The organism is Robertmurraya sp. (assembly GCF_036676585.1).
Classification (GTDB): Bacteria; Bacillota; Bacilli; order Bacillales; family Cytobacillaceae; genus Robertmurraya_A.
The window spans coordinates 1-17,149 of record NZ_JAKFCQ010000016.1; the positions used below are offsets into that span (position 1 = coordinate 1).

Sequence of the window (17,149 nt, forward strand, 5' to 3'; positions counted from 1 at the left end):
TAAAAAGAGAGCAATTTGAGAAAAGTTCATTTTTTTACAAAAATGTGAACAAATTATTGAGATTAATATTCAAAAATTGACTCAAATTATTGATCCTCAATTCATGGCTTATTTGAACAAATGAATATGGCTGAAAACTATCGTTATTCGATGACCATTGTATTTGCATACTTAATGGTGGTTATTATTGTTGGTATGCTACCGTTTAATAAGGTTAATCATTTCATTGGTTTATTTGAAAAATACGTTATTTGGGTTAATGTGCTGGAAGTCATTTCTGGTTGCGATAGGAGACCATTTAATCATATTCACACTCCTTGTGGCGATTCACGGATTATTCATATAAGTGAAATATAAGAAGAGGACAAACTAAGATTTGTTCTCTTTTTGTATCGCAGTAACGTATATTCTTTCGGAAGAAGGAGATTTACATGGCGAAGAAGATGACACAAAAAGAGAGAATCACATGGATTCTTGGTCTTGATGTGAATGATATAAATTACGATTCAAATATTGATACTTTTTTAAAGAGATATAGGAAGGTTAAGACGGAGTTAGCATTCGACAGTAAAACACACACTGAACTGATCTTTCAATGGCTATACAATAAAGATACTAATTTGAAATCCCTTACTTCGAAAAATAGAACAAAGGAAGAGTTTGAAGTCGATTTGCATGAAGTATTACAGTTACAAAGGAATTATTATGAGATTGAAATTTATCCAAAAGTTTTTGAGGACGCATGTAATAGACATCGAAGTTGGTCTGATGTAGATATAATATTAAAGGAAAAAGAATATCAGCATTCACTTCTTCTATCGGGAAGTTCTTCAATCATTTCTGAACTGGATATGGTTTTAAGTAAGTTGACTGAAAAAAATCTAGAGTTGAATCATTATATTGATAAAACCTTAAAACTTATATTTAGTGATTATTATGAAGATCCGATTAAGGTATTAAATGTTAGACAATTTGAGGAAGTTGTACTTGGATCCATCGAATACTATAGTGTGGTAAAAGCAAATCATAAATCCACAAGTGTTGAGCGAATAAAGAATCCTTATTTAGCACTATATCAATACATGAGAAAAGCATACATAAAAAATTATTACGATCTTCTATTACCTGATAGTAGTTATTTTTCGGGATGTAAAGATATCTGTGTAAATGTTGAAATGAAAAGTGTGTATGGGTTAAGAGATGTGGCCTTTGTACTTTCGGTACTCACAACAGGAATGAATACCCCATCTAAGAAAATAGTTGATAAAAGTTATGAAAAACTAAAGAAGAGTTTTCAAAAGTATAAGCATGTCCAAGCGTATAAAGTAGGAAAACAATATGAGTTCCCTAACGTAATAATACCCATTTCGCACTATTTTTTTGGTGAGGAAAATTTAGTTGACACTAAAAAAACCATTGAGTATAGGATACAGCCAATTTTGCAGGCTTTTCTTAAAGGCGACAGTGAGAGGGTAAAAACAGCATTTCAATATATTAATTTTGTGAAAGAGGAATTCAAAGAAATCATGGCATCAAATGACCATCGCTATCAGATAACAATGATTGACTTTTGGTTTGAGACCATTGTGAATATTTTCTATAGATCAATGGGATTAGAAAAGGACTCTGTGTACGCTCCTTATCGATAAGGGGAAAATTTCAAGGAAAACTTTCCGCGAGAATTCATAGCATCTTCAGTACTATTGAATTATCAATACTGAGGAGTGATATGATGACACACAGTCTAAAGGGAAGAATCGTTAATGTCGAGAAGAATGTACACCAAGCTACTTATTTAATCTCTGGAATTAAAAAGAAGGATCAGTGGAAGTATTGGCACCATCCAGGATCAAACGGAACTGTTGTATCTGGTTCCGATTACTATGGAACCACAATTGACGTGAAGATACTCGTTTATGATTATAATAAATGTGTGACATTCGACATCAGAAATTACGTTCTTCAGGTAAATGGGAAGAAAAAGATTTCCTCTAAATTGTTAGATTATATTGTTAAGAGTAATGAAGGAAAGAAAGTGGTTGTTGAAGAGACTAATGGGAATTTGCGTTTTGACTTCACTCAGTTGGATGTAAAGATGCCAATGAAAAGTAAATCAAGGGAATAAATAAGCATGGCACCTTTGTCAGAGGTGCCATGCTTTTTGTGATTTAGTTTTAATTGTGGTGAACCTTAAAGTAAATGACCATATCATGCATGAATTTCACATCTCTCGTTCGACAGCTATTAGGATATCAGAGAAATTGAAGCAACTTGAAGAATTCCTGCATTATTTATAATTCAATCTATGCAACCATGAACGGCGATGATTTCTTCTGGAAGCTTTTCCACATCCGCTCTGTTAGCTATATTAGCCAGGAATTTTATCACTATAGACGGCTCCTAATGACTTTATTTTCTCTAGCCCAGATTTGTGGATAAAGGATAAAAATAAAATTATGGTATTATTGAGTTAAAAAAGTTGGTGGATAGTTTATGGTGAAAATTACCGATGTGGCAGAAAAAGCAGGTGTTTCTGTTACAACTGTTTCCCGTGTTCTTAACGATCGGGGATATATTAGTCAAGCCACTAGGGATAAGGTATACCAGGCTATGAAGGAACTAAATTACCAGCCTAATGAACTGGCTCGTTCTTTATTCAGAAGAAAATCAAATATGATTGGACTTATTGTACCTAATGTTTCACATCCTTTTTTTAGTGAACTTGCCTATTATCTTGAGGAGTATGCCTACCAAAAAGGGTATAAATTGTTGCTTTGTAATTCAAATGGGGATGTATTTAAAGAAAGAAAATATATTGAGATGTTAAAGAAAAACCAAGTGGACGGCATTATTATGGGCAGTCATGTTTTGGATGTGGATGACTATCTGAATCTGAATTTGCCCATTATCTCTTTTGATCGTATTCTTGCTGAAGATATTCCTTTAATTTCTTCCGATAATTTCTTGGGAGGCCAACTTGCTTCAAAATTATTAATCAGTAAAGAATGCCGAAAACTGGCATATATTTATGGTGGAATTGGCGGACTCCAACATAATGCTTTGCTTGCCAGCGCTAGGTACCAAGGCTTTTTGGAAGAGTTAAAGGACACTAACATCGAGCACTTATCATTGGTGTTGGTATCAAGTGATACCGACAACAATGTTAATGAAATTGTCGGGTTCCTGCAGGAGCATTCAGATATCGATGGTGTGTTCACTAGTAGTGATGTTATTGCAGCAGAGGTAATTCAAGCAAGCTATCAATTAAAAAAGAGGATTCCGGAGGAAATCAAAATTGTAGGATATGATGATGTGGGAATTGCTTCATTAGTGTCGCCACGCCTGACTACAATAAGTCAGCCTATATCACGAATGTGTGAACTTACCATTGAATTGATGGCAAAGCAAATTGACGGAGTAGAAGTGCCCCTCGTAAATCGACTTCCGGTATCAATTGTTGAACGAGGTACCACGTAGATATATATTTTCTTTTACTTTCCAAACGTTATCATGTGAATCTAACAAAAAAGAGGAAATACCACTGGTTGTAATGAATTCAGCCAGTGGTATTTTTTACTTTTTAAACTAGTGAAATAGTCTTGAATTTAAGAAAAATTAGTATATTCTTAACCTTAAAGAACAACTGATAAATAAGTGTTAAAAAATTTGATCGACAAATATATAAATGAATACAGTTTTTGAAAAGCTTTAATACGCTTGGGGGATAAGAGAATGTTTAAGAGTATCCAGAAAAACTCTTTAGTTTATAAATTTACTGTCTCCATTTCTTTGGTTGTCCTAATATTATTCACAATTTTAATATTAAGTAATATGTATTCATTGAAGGTGGTAAAAGAAAATACGATAAAGAGCTCCAAAAATGCAATGGAAATTTATATCAACTCTATGAATGGTAATCTTAAAGGAATTACAAAGGACTTGGATGAAATCTTCTCCGAACAGATCGAAGACCTATCCCTTTATCCCTATCAAACTGAGGAACAGCGATACTTTAAATCATTGGAACTAAAGGATCATATAAGTTCAAAACTCACAAATAATAAAGCTAGCGATGGATTTTATATCATGGAAAGTAATTCGGATTTGTTTTTAGCGGAGTTTAGCACACGTATACCAGGTAGGGAAGGTTTAATCATCACAGATTATTTAAAGAGTACTGATTTTGCTACGACAGATACTGTAAATAATGACTGGGATATCGTAAAGATGAATGATACGGTTTATTTCTTTTATACCTATAAGATCTCTGATGTCGTCATAGGTGCCCTCGTAAAGGCGAAAACACTAATGTCCTTGATTGAGAGTACCACACCGGATGAAATCGAATATATGTTAACAGATCAAAAAGGACATATTCTACCACTTTCAAAGAAAGCGACCATTTCATTAGATTCAATTAGTACAAGAATTATTGACAACGAAAACCTAAATCGAAGCTATTACATTCATTCAGCTGAAATACCCCAACTCGGAAAATTATGGAGCTTTACAGAGAAAAAAAGTGCTTTTTTAGGTCTAGACTTAATTCCATGGTTGATTGTCATTTTAGGGATTCTTTCCATACTCATTGTTCCTTATACAGTTATTAGATTATTAAAGGAAATCGTTAATCCGGTGCTTGTTCTTGCAAAGGCAACAAAAGCGGTTGAGAAAGGGAATTTAGATTATCAAATCCCCCAGTTTCAAACATCTCGAGAGTTCAAGGAATTGAACCATTCGTTTGACTCCATGGTGAAAGAAATAAAAGCATTAAAGATTCAATCCTATGAAGAAAAATTAGAAAGGAACAAAGCAGAAATAAGGTATTTACAAATGCAAATAAAACCGCATTTCTACTTAAACGCTATTTCAACCATTACTAGTCTTACGTATCAAAATAAAAATGAGGATATACGAAAAATGATCAACCTTTTATCCAAACATGTAAGGTATACGCTAAAAGGTGGCCTTGTAAAGGTTTCAATCAAAGATGAAATCGAACATGTGAAGAACTATATTCAGATGATGGAAATTAAATTCTGCGATAATATATTTTACATCACAGATATCGATGACCAATTAGAATCTTGTCTTATCCCACAATTATTAATCCAAACTTTTATAGAGAACACATTTAAACATGCTTTCGCCATAGAGGATATGCTATCGATATTTATAAAAGTTGAAAAGTATCATACGAAAGATGAACAATACATCAGGATTGTCATTGAGGATAATGGAGAAGGGTTTCCAGATGAGGTCATTCAAAAGGTCAATAGTTCGGAGATTTTAGATAATTCAACGGGAATGAAAATTGGATTAACGAATATGAAAAAGACACTGAGTTTGTTATATAAAACAGAGGGGCTATTAAAAATCTCAAATTGTGAACCAACCGGTGCTAAAGTAGAAATTTTTATTCCAATGGCTAAGCAGGAAATCGAACCGTATGTAAACTTGAAAATCAGTTAAGCGGTTTCAAAAAATGCTAGATTAATCTTTTATAAGGTGGGGAGTAATTATGCAATGTCTATTAATCGATGATGATATTCCGACACTTGAGGTATTAAGGGACTTTATTGACTGGGAATTATTTAATATTTTTGACATTGTTTTTGCCCACAATATTGCCGAAGCTAAGGAATTAATTGAAGCCAATGTACCTGAAATCATCATATGTGATATTGAAATGCCAAAAGGAACAGGAATTGATTTAATAAAATGGGTAAGGGAGAACAATTACAATAGTGCTTTTATTTTCTTTACCTGTCATGAAAATTTTGAATTCGCTTCCAATGCGATTTCCTACCATGCAGATGCCTATTTAACAAAGCCATTTGAAAAAAATAAGATCGAAGCCACGTTAGCAAAGGTGGTAGAATCATATTTAAAGAAAAATCAAATATATGAGTTTAGTCAATATGGATCGTATTGGCTGAAAAATAAAGGGTTAGTAGAAAAAAGTTTTTGGAATGATATCTTATTTGAAAACATTCCTTCGCGTATGGAAAGCATCCAAGAAGAAATGGTAAAGAGGAACCTATCTTTAGCATTACAAAACAAATACTATCTCCTATTAGTTTGTTTTAGTAGGAGTCAAATGGATGATGTGTTGGAAGAAAGGCTTATAAAAGATTCCATTTGCAGTGAGACGGCCGATATTTTTTCGGACGATACAAATGAATATAAATTAATCCATTATGTTCGGGATGACACATTTTGTATTGCTGCAATTTTAATAGGAGACCCGGAAAGAAATAACTTAAAATTTAAATGCGGGATTCTTATAAAGAGATGTGCTCATCAATTTAACCTTACAGCAACTTGTTATATTAGCGAACCTTTATCGATTCAAGGAATGGCAGAAACAAAAGTCTGGTTGGATGAGTTAGACCAAAAAAATATTGCTTCCAAAGGAAAGGTTATTTTTCAAAATGAAAATTTTAATTACTATACGAACGGAAAATATGCGTTAAATGAACAGTTATTCAATGAATTTTTTTTAGAAGGGAAGAAGGTTCCTTTAGTAAATACGTTAAAAAACGAATTAGAAAAGTTGGCAGCAGAAAATAGGTTGGATTCCATTATCCTGCATTCCATTTGCCAAGATTTCCTGCAAATTGTTTATTCGTATTTACATAAAAATAAAGTTCAACCTCACAAACTATTTTCAACTAAAATTTCTCAAACTCTATTTCGAAAATCAGAAAAAAGTATTTTTGACATGATGAAGTGGGCAACTTACATCACGAATACAGCAATTGATTACGTGAGAGAAGTCAAGAAGTCGGAAAGTGTGGTTGAAAAGGCAAAACAATATATTTTTGAAAATTATCAGGAAGAAATTAGTCGCGAGATGGTTGCAGCAAGTGTTTATTTAACTCCAGACTACTTTGCGAAAATTTTTAAGTTAGAGACGGGCGTTACGATTACTGAATTTATAAATAACTATAGAATTCAGGTTGCGAAGGAATTGCTTGTCCAAAATGACGTGAATATTACAGAAATAGCTCGAGAAACAGGTTTTGAGAGTATATCTTATTTTTCAACTGTGTTTAAAAAAACAGCTGGTGAAACGCCACATTCATATAGGAAAAAAATGAGGGGATGAGTCAACATTACAGGAGGGAATTGAATTGTTTCGACTTGATGGAAAGGTATATCGTTTTTGTATATGGATTTACCAACTCGCTATGCTGAACTTATTATTTCTTGTTTGCTGTATTCCTATTATCACCATTTATCCAGCGGCAGCTGCTTTATTTGGTGTAGTAAGAGAATGGGTAAATAAAAAAGATCCAGCTCTGTTTTTTACCTTTAAAAGAATCTTTAGGGAGAACCTAAAACAGAGTTTTACGGCAGGGATATATATAACCATTGTTATCCTTGTTTTGATTGGTGATTATTATATTTTAACCTTGCTTAACACAAGCTTTAATCTTCTTATTCTATCAGGTGTAATCTTTGTTAGTTTTTTCTTTCTCGTATCTGTTATATATGTATTTCCTCTGATGGTCAACAGCCATTACTCGTTCAAACAGTTACTTAGTAATTCTTTTAAATTCGGATTCTATAAAATTTATCTGACTATCCTAAATGCCCTATTTATATTGGGATGGTTACTCGTTTCTTTATGCTTTTCATTCCTTTTTGTCTTTTATTTCTTTAGTATTTCTGCTTTAATTACCTATTGGGTTGCCAATGTGAAGTTGAAAAAAATTCAACAAGATCAGGGAATTCTTTTGTAAATAGTGTTGGATAAAAGACGATATTCTTTTGTATATCACATGGCCTGCATATCAGGCCTTTTTTCTTTTAGGATTAGATGTGAATGTCTAGTAATCGAATAAATGACTGAATTTTAAAAAATCAGAGCGGTTTTCTTAAAGAAACAAAAATAGAAACTAGATATAATGAAAGCGTATTCATAGTTAGTTAGGAGGAGATTGGATGAAAAATAAGAAACGGATTGTATCTTTGGTCTTGTCGCTGTCGTTGGTGGGGTCCATTCTGACCGCGTGTAAGAGTGATCCAACAAGTAGCCCTAAAAGTGATGGGAAAAACGGAGAAGTAGAAAAGGTTGTATTAGCTTTACCGACTTTTAATAATATCCCTCAAGACTATAGTGAAGTGGAAGAAGCGATTAATAAGATAACAGAAGAAAAGATTAATGTTGAGGTAGATCTTCAGTTATATGGCCCAGCAGACTATAATCAAAAAGTTAATTTGGCACTGCAGAGTGGAGAACAAATGGACTTGTTTGTATCTCTAGGTAATTTCACTACCTATTTATCTAAAAATCAACTTTATCCTTTAGATGGCTTGCTTGAAAAATATGGGGCAGATACGGTAGCGATATTGGAAAACGATTTCGGACCTAATTTGTTAAAATCGACAACATCGAATGGAGAAATATACGGAATACCAGCTAACAAGGGAATGTCTCTTCCACCAACCTTTGTTTATAATGCCGATATGTTAGCAGAAGTAGGTTTTTCTCCGGATGATATTCAGTCAGTTGATGATTTGCCAGCCATTTTTGAAGCAGTGAAAGAGAAATATCCGGATGTAGTTCCTTTTGGACCAGTCAATGTTAATCCGAGTGACCCAGGATTAGTAAGACTAATTAAGAGTAGTGCGAAGGTGGATAGTTTAACCGATGATACTGGGGTAGGAGTGGTGATTGGCGACAGTGGTAACGTGGTTAATTTCTACGAGACAGATGAATTTAAAGATGGTATTGAAATGGTGCGGGGTTGGTATGAGAAGGGATATCTTCAAAAGGATGCCGCAACAACTACTATTGGCATGGCTCAAATGATGTCATCAGACCGAGGATTCTCTTTTATAGCAGCGTATGGTGGCTTGGAGGCAGGTAAAGCAATTAGTGCGCAAACAGGTAAAAATATTGAAATGAAACGAATTTCTCCTTTTTATTTTGATACTAGTGCAACAAATGCGGTTACTTGGATGATGTCTAGTACAACGAAGGTTCCAGATGCAGCTATGAAACTATTAAATATGACTTACACGGATAAAGAATTGTTAAATACCATCCTTTTTGGAATTGAAGGCAGAGATTATGAGGTAGTTGACGAGCATCATGTGAAATACCCAGATGGAAAATCAGCAGCAAACGTTCCCTATACTGCTCAACTAAGTTCTGGAATATTAGGTTCTGAATCTCTGCAATATCAGCTTGAAGGGATGTCTTATGAGGATGTTAATGTAAAAATTACTGAAAACAGAGAGACTGAAAGGTCACCATATTTTGGTTTCATCTTTGATCAGACACCAGTAAAAACAGAACTAAGTACCATTAATAATGTGGTGAATCAATATCTTCCAGGTCTTGTTACTGGTAGTTTAGATCCAGAAACCACTCTTCCTAAATTTATTAAAGCATTAAACGATGCAGGAGCCAAAAACGTTATTAATGAAAAACAGAAACAGTTAGACAAATGGATTGAAGATCAAAAATAAATTAGAGATTAAACAAAATGAAGCAAGTATTACTTGCTTCATTTTCCAAAAAGAGGTGAATATCTCATCATGGCAAAGCTGATGACAGAAAATCTAAATACTACAAAGCTGACAGTAGAAAATAGGGAGAAACGCAGTAAATTAAAAAGCTCACTTCCCTTATTGATGCTAGCGGTCCCGGGATTACTATATTTATTAATAAATAATTACATCCCCATGTTAGGAACTTTTATTGCTTTTAAAGAAATTGATTATGCAAAGGGAATTTTCGGAAGTGATTGGGTAGGGTTACAAAATTTTAAATTTCTATTTAGTACGTCCGATGCTTTTATTATGACGAGGAATACGATTCTTTACAATCTTGCTTTTATCGTGTTGATTAACGTTTGTGCGATTTTTATCGCGATAATCATGTCTGAATTGATTCAATTTGCTTATTCTAAGTTTTTCCAAACATCCTTGATCCTTCCGCATCTCATTTCCATGGTTATCCTTTCCTATTTAGTTTTTGCTTTTTTAAATTCGGATAGTGGTTTCATTAATAAATCGATATTAAAGCCGTTGGGTAGTGATGAGATTACCTGGTACTCAGAACCCAAGTATTGGCCATATATATTAGTTTTTGTACAAATTTGGAAAGCAGCAGGCTATAGTTCTATTGTTTATTTAGCCTCTATCGTCGGAATTGACAAGAGTATTTATGAAGCAGCAAAGATTGATGGTGCAAGTAAAATAAAACAGATTTTTACGATCACGATTCCCTTACTTAAACCAACCATCATTATTCTTACATTGATGTCGATTGGAAGGATATTAAGCTCTGACTTTGGACTATTCTATCAAGTTCCTATGAATTCAGGTGCATTATATCCGGTAACACAAACAATTGATACGTATGTATATCGTGCGTTAATGCAGTTAAATGATCTTGGGATGTCATCTGCAGCCGGTCTGTACCAATCCATCGTTGGATTCATCTTAGTTATCATCGCCAATGCCATTGTGAGAAGAGTTAGCTCTGAAAACAGGCTGTTCTAGGAGGTAGAAAATTGTGAAGAGTTTAGAAAGCAAGGACGAACGCGGTTTCAAACGATTCTCCTTGTTCATGATGCTGTTGATTACGTTACTTACTTTTTTACCATTTGTATTAATGTTAGTTTCTTCCTTTACGGATGAATCGACATTAGTGAAAGATGGATATAGTTTTTTTCCAGAAAAGTTTAGTTTAGATGCTTATTTCTATATCTATCAAAATCTATCAACTTTTTTAAGGGCTTATGGCGTTTCAATTTTTGTCACTGTAGTGGGGACCACTATCAGCTTAATTATTACCGCAATGATTGCTTATCCAATAGCTAGAAAGGATTTTAAGTATCGAAACGTTCTAGCTTTCATCGTATTTTTTACGATGTTGTTTAGTGGTGGTGTGGTTCCAACCTATATTATGTGGACAAAGGTATTCGCCATTCAAAATACCATTGCTGCATTGATTTTTCCGAATTATTTATTGAGTGCCTTCAACGTATTTCTTGTCGTAAATTTCTTTAGAAATAATGTACCTGTTTCTTTAATAGAGTCGGCTCAGATTGATGGTGCCAGCGAAATGAAGATTTTCTTTAAAATCATGCTGCCTCTTTCCGTTCCGGTATTAGCAACGGTTGGTTTATTTACGGCTTTGATTTATTGGAATGACTGGATCAATGCCTTATATTTTATATCCGATACGAAGCTTTATGGAATTCAGAATCTATTAATTAATTTAATGAATAATATTCAATTTCTAAATTCAGATTCAGCTAGTACGGCGTTGGGCACGAATAGTGTTACGCTTCCAAGCACTGCTGTTCGTATGGCTATGGGGGTAATTGGAATTCTACCTATTTTGCTTGCGTTGCCATTCTTGCAGAAATATTTAATCAAAGGTGTTGTAATTGGTGCTGTAAAAGAGTAATGGAAAAAATTTATAGATTAAAAGAGGGATTAGTGATGAATGTAAAAGAAGTGATTGATACCATTCTTTCGGATTCGTGCGGTGATTTCAGGCTCGAAAAAACATGTGATCAACTCATGTCTGGAAATTATGATACTCCAGTGACGGGAATTGTTACCACGTTTATGGCGACAGTGGATGTGATTAAACAAACAATTGCCCTTGGAGCCAATATGATCGTAACCCATGAACCCACTTATTATACCGGTGGAGATGAGGTAGATTGGCTAAAGGAAGATCCTTTGTATTTTGCTAAGAAGAAATTACTCGACGATCACAATATTGCCATCTGGCGGTACCATGATCATATGCACTTAGCGAAGACAGATAGAATTTATGATGGGCTACTGAAGGAGATTGGATGGGAAAACAATGTATTGGACAAGAAACGGCCCCACACCTACGAAATCGAGGAAATGTCTTTAGCAGAATTGGCCAACTTTTTTAAAGAAAAATTAGCCATAGATGTGATACAAGTTGTTGGAAACCTTGATATGAAGTGTTCAAGGGTAGGAATCTTGGTTGGCGGTGGCAGTTTAGGTTTAGGTAGAGAACAAATGCCAATGGAGTTAATGAGAGATAAAAACTTAGACGTAATGGTCTGTGGAGAAATTACTGAATGGACACTCTGTGCCTACGTCAATGACGCAGCGATGCTGGGACTTAATAAAGGGATGATCGTCATTGGCCATGAACGCAGTGAAGAATGGGGTATGAAATTCATGGCGGAATGGCTGAAGCCTTTGGTGAATGAGATTCCAACTTTCTTTGTTGATGCCAAGGAACCGTTTGTTTATTTGTGATAAAGGAGCTGAACGGATTTGAACAGGATCGAATTAGAGAGGGTAACACCGGAATCAGTCGGAATTCCGAGTCACACGATAAATAAATTAATAGACGCTTTGGAACAAACAGGAACAGAAATGCATGGGCTGATGATTATTAAAGATGGAAAAGTGGCGGCAGAGGGATGGTGGGCTCCTTTTTCACCAGGGATGGTCCATAGTTTACACTCGCTTACGAAAACCTATGCCGCAACTGCGGTATGTCTTGCGGTTGACGAGGGTCTTGTTCAGCTACAAGACCGTTTGGTTGATCTTTTTCCAGAGGATTCCCCTTCAGAAGTGAGCGACAATCTTAGTCTACTCACCGTTCGAGATGTTTTGTGCATGGGTTGCGGCATGGAAACGATGCCCCCTCCAAGTGAGAACTGGATCCGTGATTTTTTGCATACAGAAGTTGTTCATAAACCAGGAACAACCTTCATGTATAACAGTGTAGGCTCCCACATGCTAGGTGCTATTGTTAAAAAGGTATCTGGGGAAGGGCTTCATGAATTCTTAAAAACAAGGCTGTTCGATAAAATTGGGATTGACAGTGAGAATGTTAAATGGCTTTGTTTACCTGACGGACTCGAAGCTGGAGGGGGAGGAGGTTTTGCGACAACGGAGGACAATGCAAGATTGATGATGCTCTACCTTCAGAAAGGAATCTGGAATGGAAAGCGTGTGTTGTCAGAGGAACTCGTAGAATTGGCCAGTAGTATACAGATTGACTCCTCTAGTAATTTAGAAGGAATTCCAGATTGTCAATTGGGTTATGGTTTTCAAGTATGGATGTGCCGTCCCGAGGGTGTCTACAGAGCTGATGGAGCTTTAGGTCAATACTCGCTTGTCTTTCCTGATTTAAATATGATTGTTTCCATTACCGAATGTGCAAAATATCCGGATGTCGTTCAAGAAGTTTTGGATGTGGTATATGATGTACTTTTGCCGGAAGTAACAAGCGAACCTCTGCCGAAAGACCCTATCGTATATCAGAACCTTTTGCGACGGTTAAAAACATTGGCATTACCAAGTCCGACTTATTCACCCTATTCTCCACTTGTAGAGCATATAAGAGGCGAAAGGTTTGAAGTAGTTGAGGGTGACATTCCGCTATTTGCCGATTATGGCTGGATGACAGGAAATAAAATCGAGAAAATACGTGCTTTTTCACTCGACATCCATTCAAATACCTGTGTGATGGAGTTAACAATTGGAAATTCCACGTATCAGGTTGATGTTGGGATAGATGGTAATGGTTGTATCAATAAGTTAAAGACATCGAACCCAATCAGTAAAGTATACATGGCAGGCTGGTGGGAAAACAAAAGCTGTTTTAACATCGAGGTGAGATGGCTGGAAACATGTTTCGTTAAAAACATAAAAATTGAATATTTTGGAAGCAAAGCAAGTATTACTACTTTAAATCAATCAAACGGATTAGTTGAAGAAAAACCGATTGTAGCTAAGGCTTTATTACAGTAAACCTTCTCCTTAATAAGGCATGAGTTATAGAATCGATTTAAAACCATGATAGATAGAAAGGGAGTTTTAAAATTGCAAATGAATGTAGAACTAGCAATGGAATTGGTTGTTCATTGCGGGCCCGATTTAGAAATTGGAGAGACTCATGGTGGGATACGCCGTGTGGTACCAATAACAGGTGGAACTTTTGAGGGGCCAAAGGTGAAAGGTGTTGTCCTACCGGGGGGTGCTGATTGGAACCTTACTCGCCCTGATGGAACGGGTTCAGTATGGGCTCGGTACACGATTCAGGCAGATGACGGTACCTTAATCTCCATTATCAACCAAGGAAAAAGTTATATTAGATCAGCTGAAGAACTGAACGAACAAAAGAGTGAATTTGATTTTGAAAGAGATGTCTATATGTATACGACACCGAGTTTCGAAGTGGCTGGTGAGAAATATCAGTGGCTGAGTAAAAACATGTTTATCGGTACTTTAAGGCCACATCCCGAGGGAGTTCAGCTTCGCTTTTACCAATTAATATAAGTAAAAGGAGTCCTAAAAATGGCGTTGCTACAAGTGAATTTTTTTTCTCAAGCTCTTAAAAGGCAAGTAATGTTTAATGCATTTTTGCCGTTAGATGCACCTGATATTCCGGGGATCATAAAGGAAAAGAAGGGACCATTAAAGTCTCTATATCTATTAAATGGATATTCGGGTAATCATATGGATTGGCTGAGTTTTACAAAAATTAGGGAGCTTTCCGATCGATATAATATTGCCGTATTTATGCCATCTGGAGAAAATAACTTTTATTTAGATGATGATGATAAAGGTGAATTATTTGGTGAGTATGTAGGGAATGAGCTAGTAATGTTCACACGCCAAATGTTTCCTTTATCTCATAGAAAAGAAGATACCTATATTGGTGGCTTATCTATGGGGGGGTATGGAGCCATTCGGAACGGCTTAAAGTACACTGATCATTTTGGCAAGATTATCGCTTTATCTTCGGCCATCGTTACCTATCAGATTGCAGGGGCAGGGCCTGATTATCATGATGGAGTTGCCGGTTATAAGTATTTCAGAAGGGTATTTGGTGACTTAGACCAGCTCTTAGGTAGTGATAAAGACCCGGAAGCACTGATCCTGAATTTGAAAAAAGGAACAGCGGAGGTGCCTCAAATATATTTGGCTTGTGGTTCAGAAGATTTCTTACTGGATGTCAACCGGAAATTCCATGAGTTCTTAGTTGCTGAGCAGGTAGAGGTCATTTATATGGAAACACCTGGGGAACATACTTTTGATTTTTGGAATGAATATATAGAAAAGGCTCTAGCTTGGGCTGTTCAATAATCGTCTTATTTCAAGGAGGAATCATCATGCTGCTTAATGATATTTGCAACTAAATTTATCGTTTGTATGTTAACCGGTTGACACCAATATATCAACCGGTTAACATAAAGGTATGAAACTGATAAAAATACTTAGACGAAATATACGTTTAGCTTTTTCTTGGTAAAACTAACAATTAGCAACCACCTTTTACAAGAATTATAGTGGGTAAGTTTAGTAAATTTCGTTTTGTTATGGAGGTATTATATGGACTTTATAAACAGGGTGAATCCCAAATTAAGAGACACTTTAATGCTGAATCCGGTTCTTCAACTACCTGATGATTTGGCAGAATTTAGACAAATCCCTACACCACCAACGGGCAATTCAGAATTGGTTCGAATCACTGAACGATTTATTTCTGGTGGTGAAGGACAAGAAATGTTGATTAAGATTTACGAACCGCTACATAGGGATGAGAATAAATTGTCTGCTGTTCTTTGGAGCCATGGGGGAGGGTATGTATTAGGGCACCCTAATAACGAAGATAACCTTTGTGAAAGGTTTGTCCTGGAGGCTAATTGCGTCGTCATTTCCCCCGATTATCGCCTTGCACCTGAGCATCCATATCCTGCAGCATTAGAAGATTGCTATTCTGCATTGGTTTGGATGACGAATTCGGCTGAAGAATTGAATATAGACTTAACCAGGGTCGCAATTGGAGGAGGAAGTGCTGGAGGAGGATTAACCGCTGCACTGGCATTATTGGCACGTGATCGAGGAGGGCCGGCGATCTGTTTTCAAATGCCGTTATATCCAATGATTGATGACCGAAATATCACACCATCTAGTTACGAAATTACCGACAAGCACGCGGTATGGTACAGGGCAAATAACTTGGCGGCGTGGCAGATGTATCTTGGCAGCCATGCTAATGAAGAAATTTCACCATACGCAGCACCAACACGGGCGAAGAATCTGGCTGGACTTCCTCCAACCTATACATGTGTAGGTCAACTTGATCCTTTCAGAGATGAAACAATAGACTATGTAGTACGTCTTGCACAAGCTGGCATAGAAGTAGAATTTCATCAATATCCCGGTTGTTTTCATGCTTTTGAACATATTGTGCCAGAGGCAGAAATCAGCCAACGTACCAAAAATGCATATATTTCTGCCCTTGCTAGGGCTTTAAACAAGTAAGAAGTAGGTGTCAAAACATGATACATGAGACCATTAATATTCGTACAGAGGATTCTGAAGCTAAATTATATACCTATATTTTAGAAAATTCTCCTGAAATAGATAGTAGTCGAACACGGCCGATGGTCATTATTTGTCCTGGGGGAGGATATGAATTTACATCAGACCGAGAAGCTGAACCCGTTGCCATTAGACTGAATGCGATGGGATTTCATGCTTGTGTTTTGCGTTATAGTGTTCGGCCAGCAACTTTTCCAACAGCCCTATTAGAGCTCTCTATGACAGTCTCTCTTATGAGGAAGAATGCAGAACAATGGCATATCGATAGAAATAAGATTATTGTTGCAGGTTTTTCAGCAGGTGGACACTTGGCTGCTAGTTTGGGTGTTTTTTGGAAAAGGAGTTCCTTATCAGAAAAGTTAGGTATTACAAACGAAGAGATTAAGCCCAACGGACTTTTATTAAGCTATCCGGTGATTACATCTGGTACATATGCACACCATGGTTCTTTCTTCGCATTACTAGGAGAAAATCACAAGGAGCTTCTTAGTGAGGTGTCTTTGGAAAAACATGTGACTCCCGATACGCCGCCGACCTTCCTATGGCACACGTATATGGATGATGCAGTTCCAATTGAAAATAGTTTTTTGTTTGCTAATAGTCTACTAATGAATAAAGTATCTTTGGAAATGCATATCTACCCTAAGGGGATTCATGGTTTGTCTCTAGGAACAGAGGAGACAAAGGCAGGAAATTACCCTGGAACTGTTCAACCTGATGTAACTAATTGGATTGACATGGCAGGGCGTTGGATAAGCGGGTTTTAATTATCCATATATTAGTAGAA

The 17,149-nt window shown here is 36.1% G+C and carries 15 protein-coding genes; all 15 read left to right on the forward strand.

Annotated elements, in window-relative coordinates:
* Positions 1 to 431 precede the first annotated feature (431 nt).
* Positions 432 to 1,649 (forward strand): hypothetical protein, encoded by a 1,218-nt coding sequence (locus ACGLXV_RS00930; protein ID WP_391557112.1) that lies wholly within the window; start codon positions 432 to 434, stop codon positions 1,647 to 1,649.
* 80 nt (positions 1,650 to 1,729) lie between these two features.
* Complete coding sequence (locus ACGLXV_RS00935; RefSeq protein ID WP_391557113.1) at positions 1,730 to 2,125, forward strand: hypothetical protein; 396 nt, start codon at positions 1,730 to 1,732, stop codon at positions 2,123 to 2,125.
* Between the two features lie 368 nt (positions 2,126 to 2,493).
* Positions 2,494 to 3,477, forward strand: a complete 984-nt coding sequence (locus ACGLXV_RS00940; RefSeq protein ID WP_391557114.1) for a LacI family DNA-binding transcriptional regulator — start codon at positions 2,494 to 2,496, stop codon at positions 3,475 to 3,477.
* A gap of 255 nt (positions 3,478 to 3,732) precedes the next feature.
* On the forward strand, positions 3,733 to 5,472 hold the full coding sequence (locus tag ACGLXV_RS00945; protein WP_391557115.1) for a sensor histidine kinase: 1,740 nt from the start codon (positions 3,733 to 3,735) through the stop codon (positions 5,470 to 5,472).
* A 49-nt stretch (positions 5,473 to 5,521) separates the two neighbouring features.
* On the forward strand, positions 5,522 to 7,111 hold the full coding sequence (locus ACGLXV_RS00950) for a response regulator transcription factor (protein WP_391557116.1): 1,590 nt from the start codon (positions 5,522 to 5,524) through the stop codon (positions 7,109 to 7,111).
* A gap of 25 nt (positions 7,112 to 7,136) precedes the next feature.
* Positions 7,137 to 7,748, forward strand: coding sequence for a YesL family protein (locus ACGLXV_RS00955; RefSeq protein ID WP_391557117.1), 612 nt, complete (start codon positions 7,137 to 7,139; stop codon positions 7,746 to 7,748).
* A gap of 202 nt (positions 7,749 to 7,950) precedes the next feature.
* Positions 7,951 to 9,483, forward strand: a complete 1,533-nt coding sequence (locus ACGLXV_RS00960; RefSeq protein WP_391557118.1) for an ABC transporter substrate-binding protein — start codon at positions 7,951 to 7,953, stop codon at positions 9,481 to 9,483.
* A 69-nt stretch (positions 9,484 to 9,552) separates the two neighbouring features.
* Positions 9,553 to 10,521: an ABC transporter permease gene (locus ACGLXV_RS00965; RefSeq protein ID WP_391557119.1), complete on the forward strand. Its 969-nt coding sequence runs from the start codon at positions 9,553 to 9,555 to the stop codon at positions 10,519 to 10,521.
* A 13-nt stretch (positions 10,522 to 10,534) separates the two neighbouring features.
* Positions 10,535 to 11,434, forward strand: a complete 900-nt coding sequence (locus ACGLXV_RS00970) for a carbohydrate ABC transporter permease (protein ID WP_391557120.1) — start codon at positions 10,535 to 10,537, stop codon at positions 11,432 to 11,434.
* A 35-nt stretch (positions 11,435 to 11,469) separates the two neighbouring features.
* Complete coding sequence (locus tag ACGLXV_RS00975; protein WP_391557121.1) at positions 11,470 to 12,276, forward strand: Nif3-like dinuclear metal center hexameric protein; 807 nt, start codon at positions 11,470 to 11,472, stop codon at positions 12,274 to 12,276.
* An 18-nt stretch (positions 12,277 to 12,294) separates the two neighbouring features.
* Positions 12,295 to 13,782: a serine hydrolase domain-containing protein gene (locus ACGLXV_RS00980; RefSeq protein WP_391557122.1), complete on the forward strand. Its 1,488-nt coding sequence runs from the start codon at positions 12,295 to 12,297 to the stop codon at positions 13,780 to 13,782.
* A gap of 78 nt (positions 13,783 to 13,860) precedes the next feature.
* Positions 13,861 to 14,310: a DUF3237 domain-containing protein gene (locus ACGLXV_RS00985; protein WP_391557143.1), complete on the forward strand. Its 450-nt coding sequence runs from the start codon at positions 13,861 to 13,863 to the stop codon at positions 14,308 to 14,310.
* A gap of 18 nt (positions 14,311 to 14,328) precedes the next feature.
* Entirely contained in the window at positions 14,329 to 15,120 is a 792-nt protein-coding gene (locus ACGLXV_RS00990; protein WP_391557123.1) for an alpha/beta hydrolase, read from the forward strand.
* Positions 15,121 to 15,366: 246 nt separating this feature from the next.
* A complete protein-coding gene (locus ACGLXV_RS00995; RefSeq protein ID WP_391557124.1) occupies positions 15,367 to 16,302 on the forward strand; it encodes an alpha/beta hydrolase in 936 nt (311 codons plus the stop codon).
* A 17-nt stretch (positions 16,303 to 16,319) separates the two neighbouring features.
* Positions 16,320 to 17,129, forward strand: coding sequence for an alpha/beta hydrolase (locus tag ACGLXV_RS01000; protein WP_391557125.1), 810 nt, complete (start codon positions 16,320 to 16,322; stop codon positions 17,127 to 17,129).
* Positions 17,130 to 17,149 lie beyond the last annotated feature (20 nt).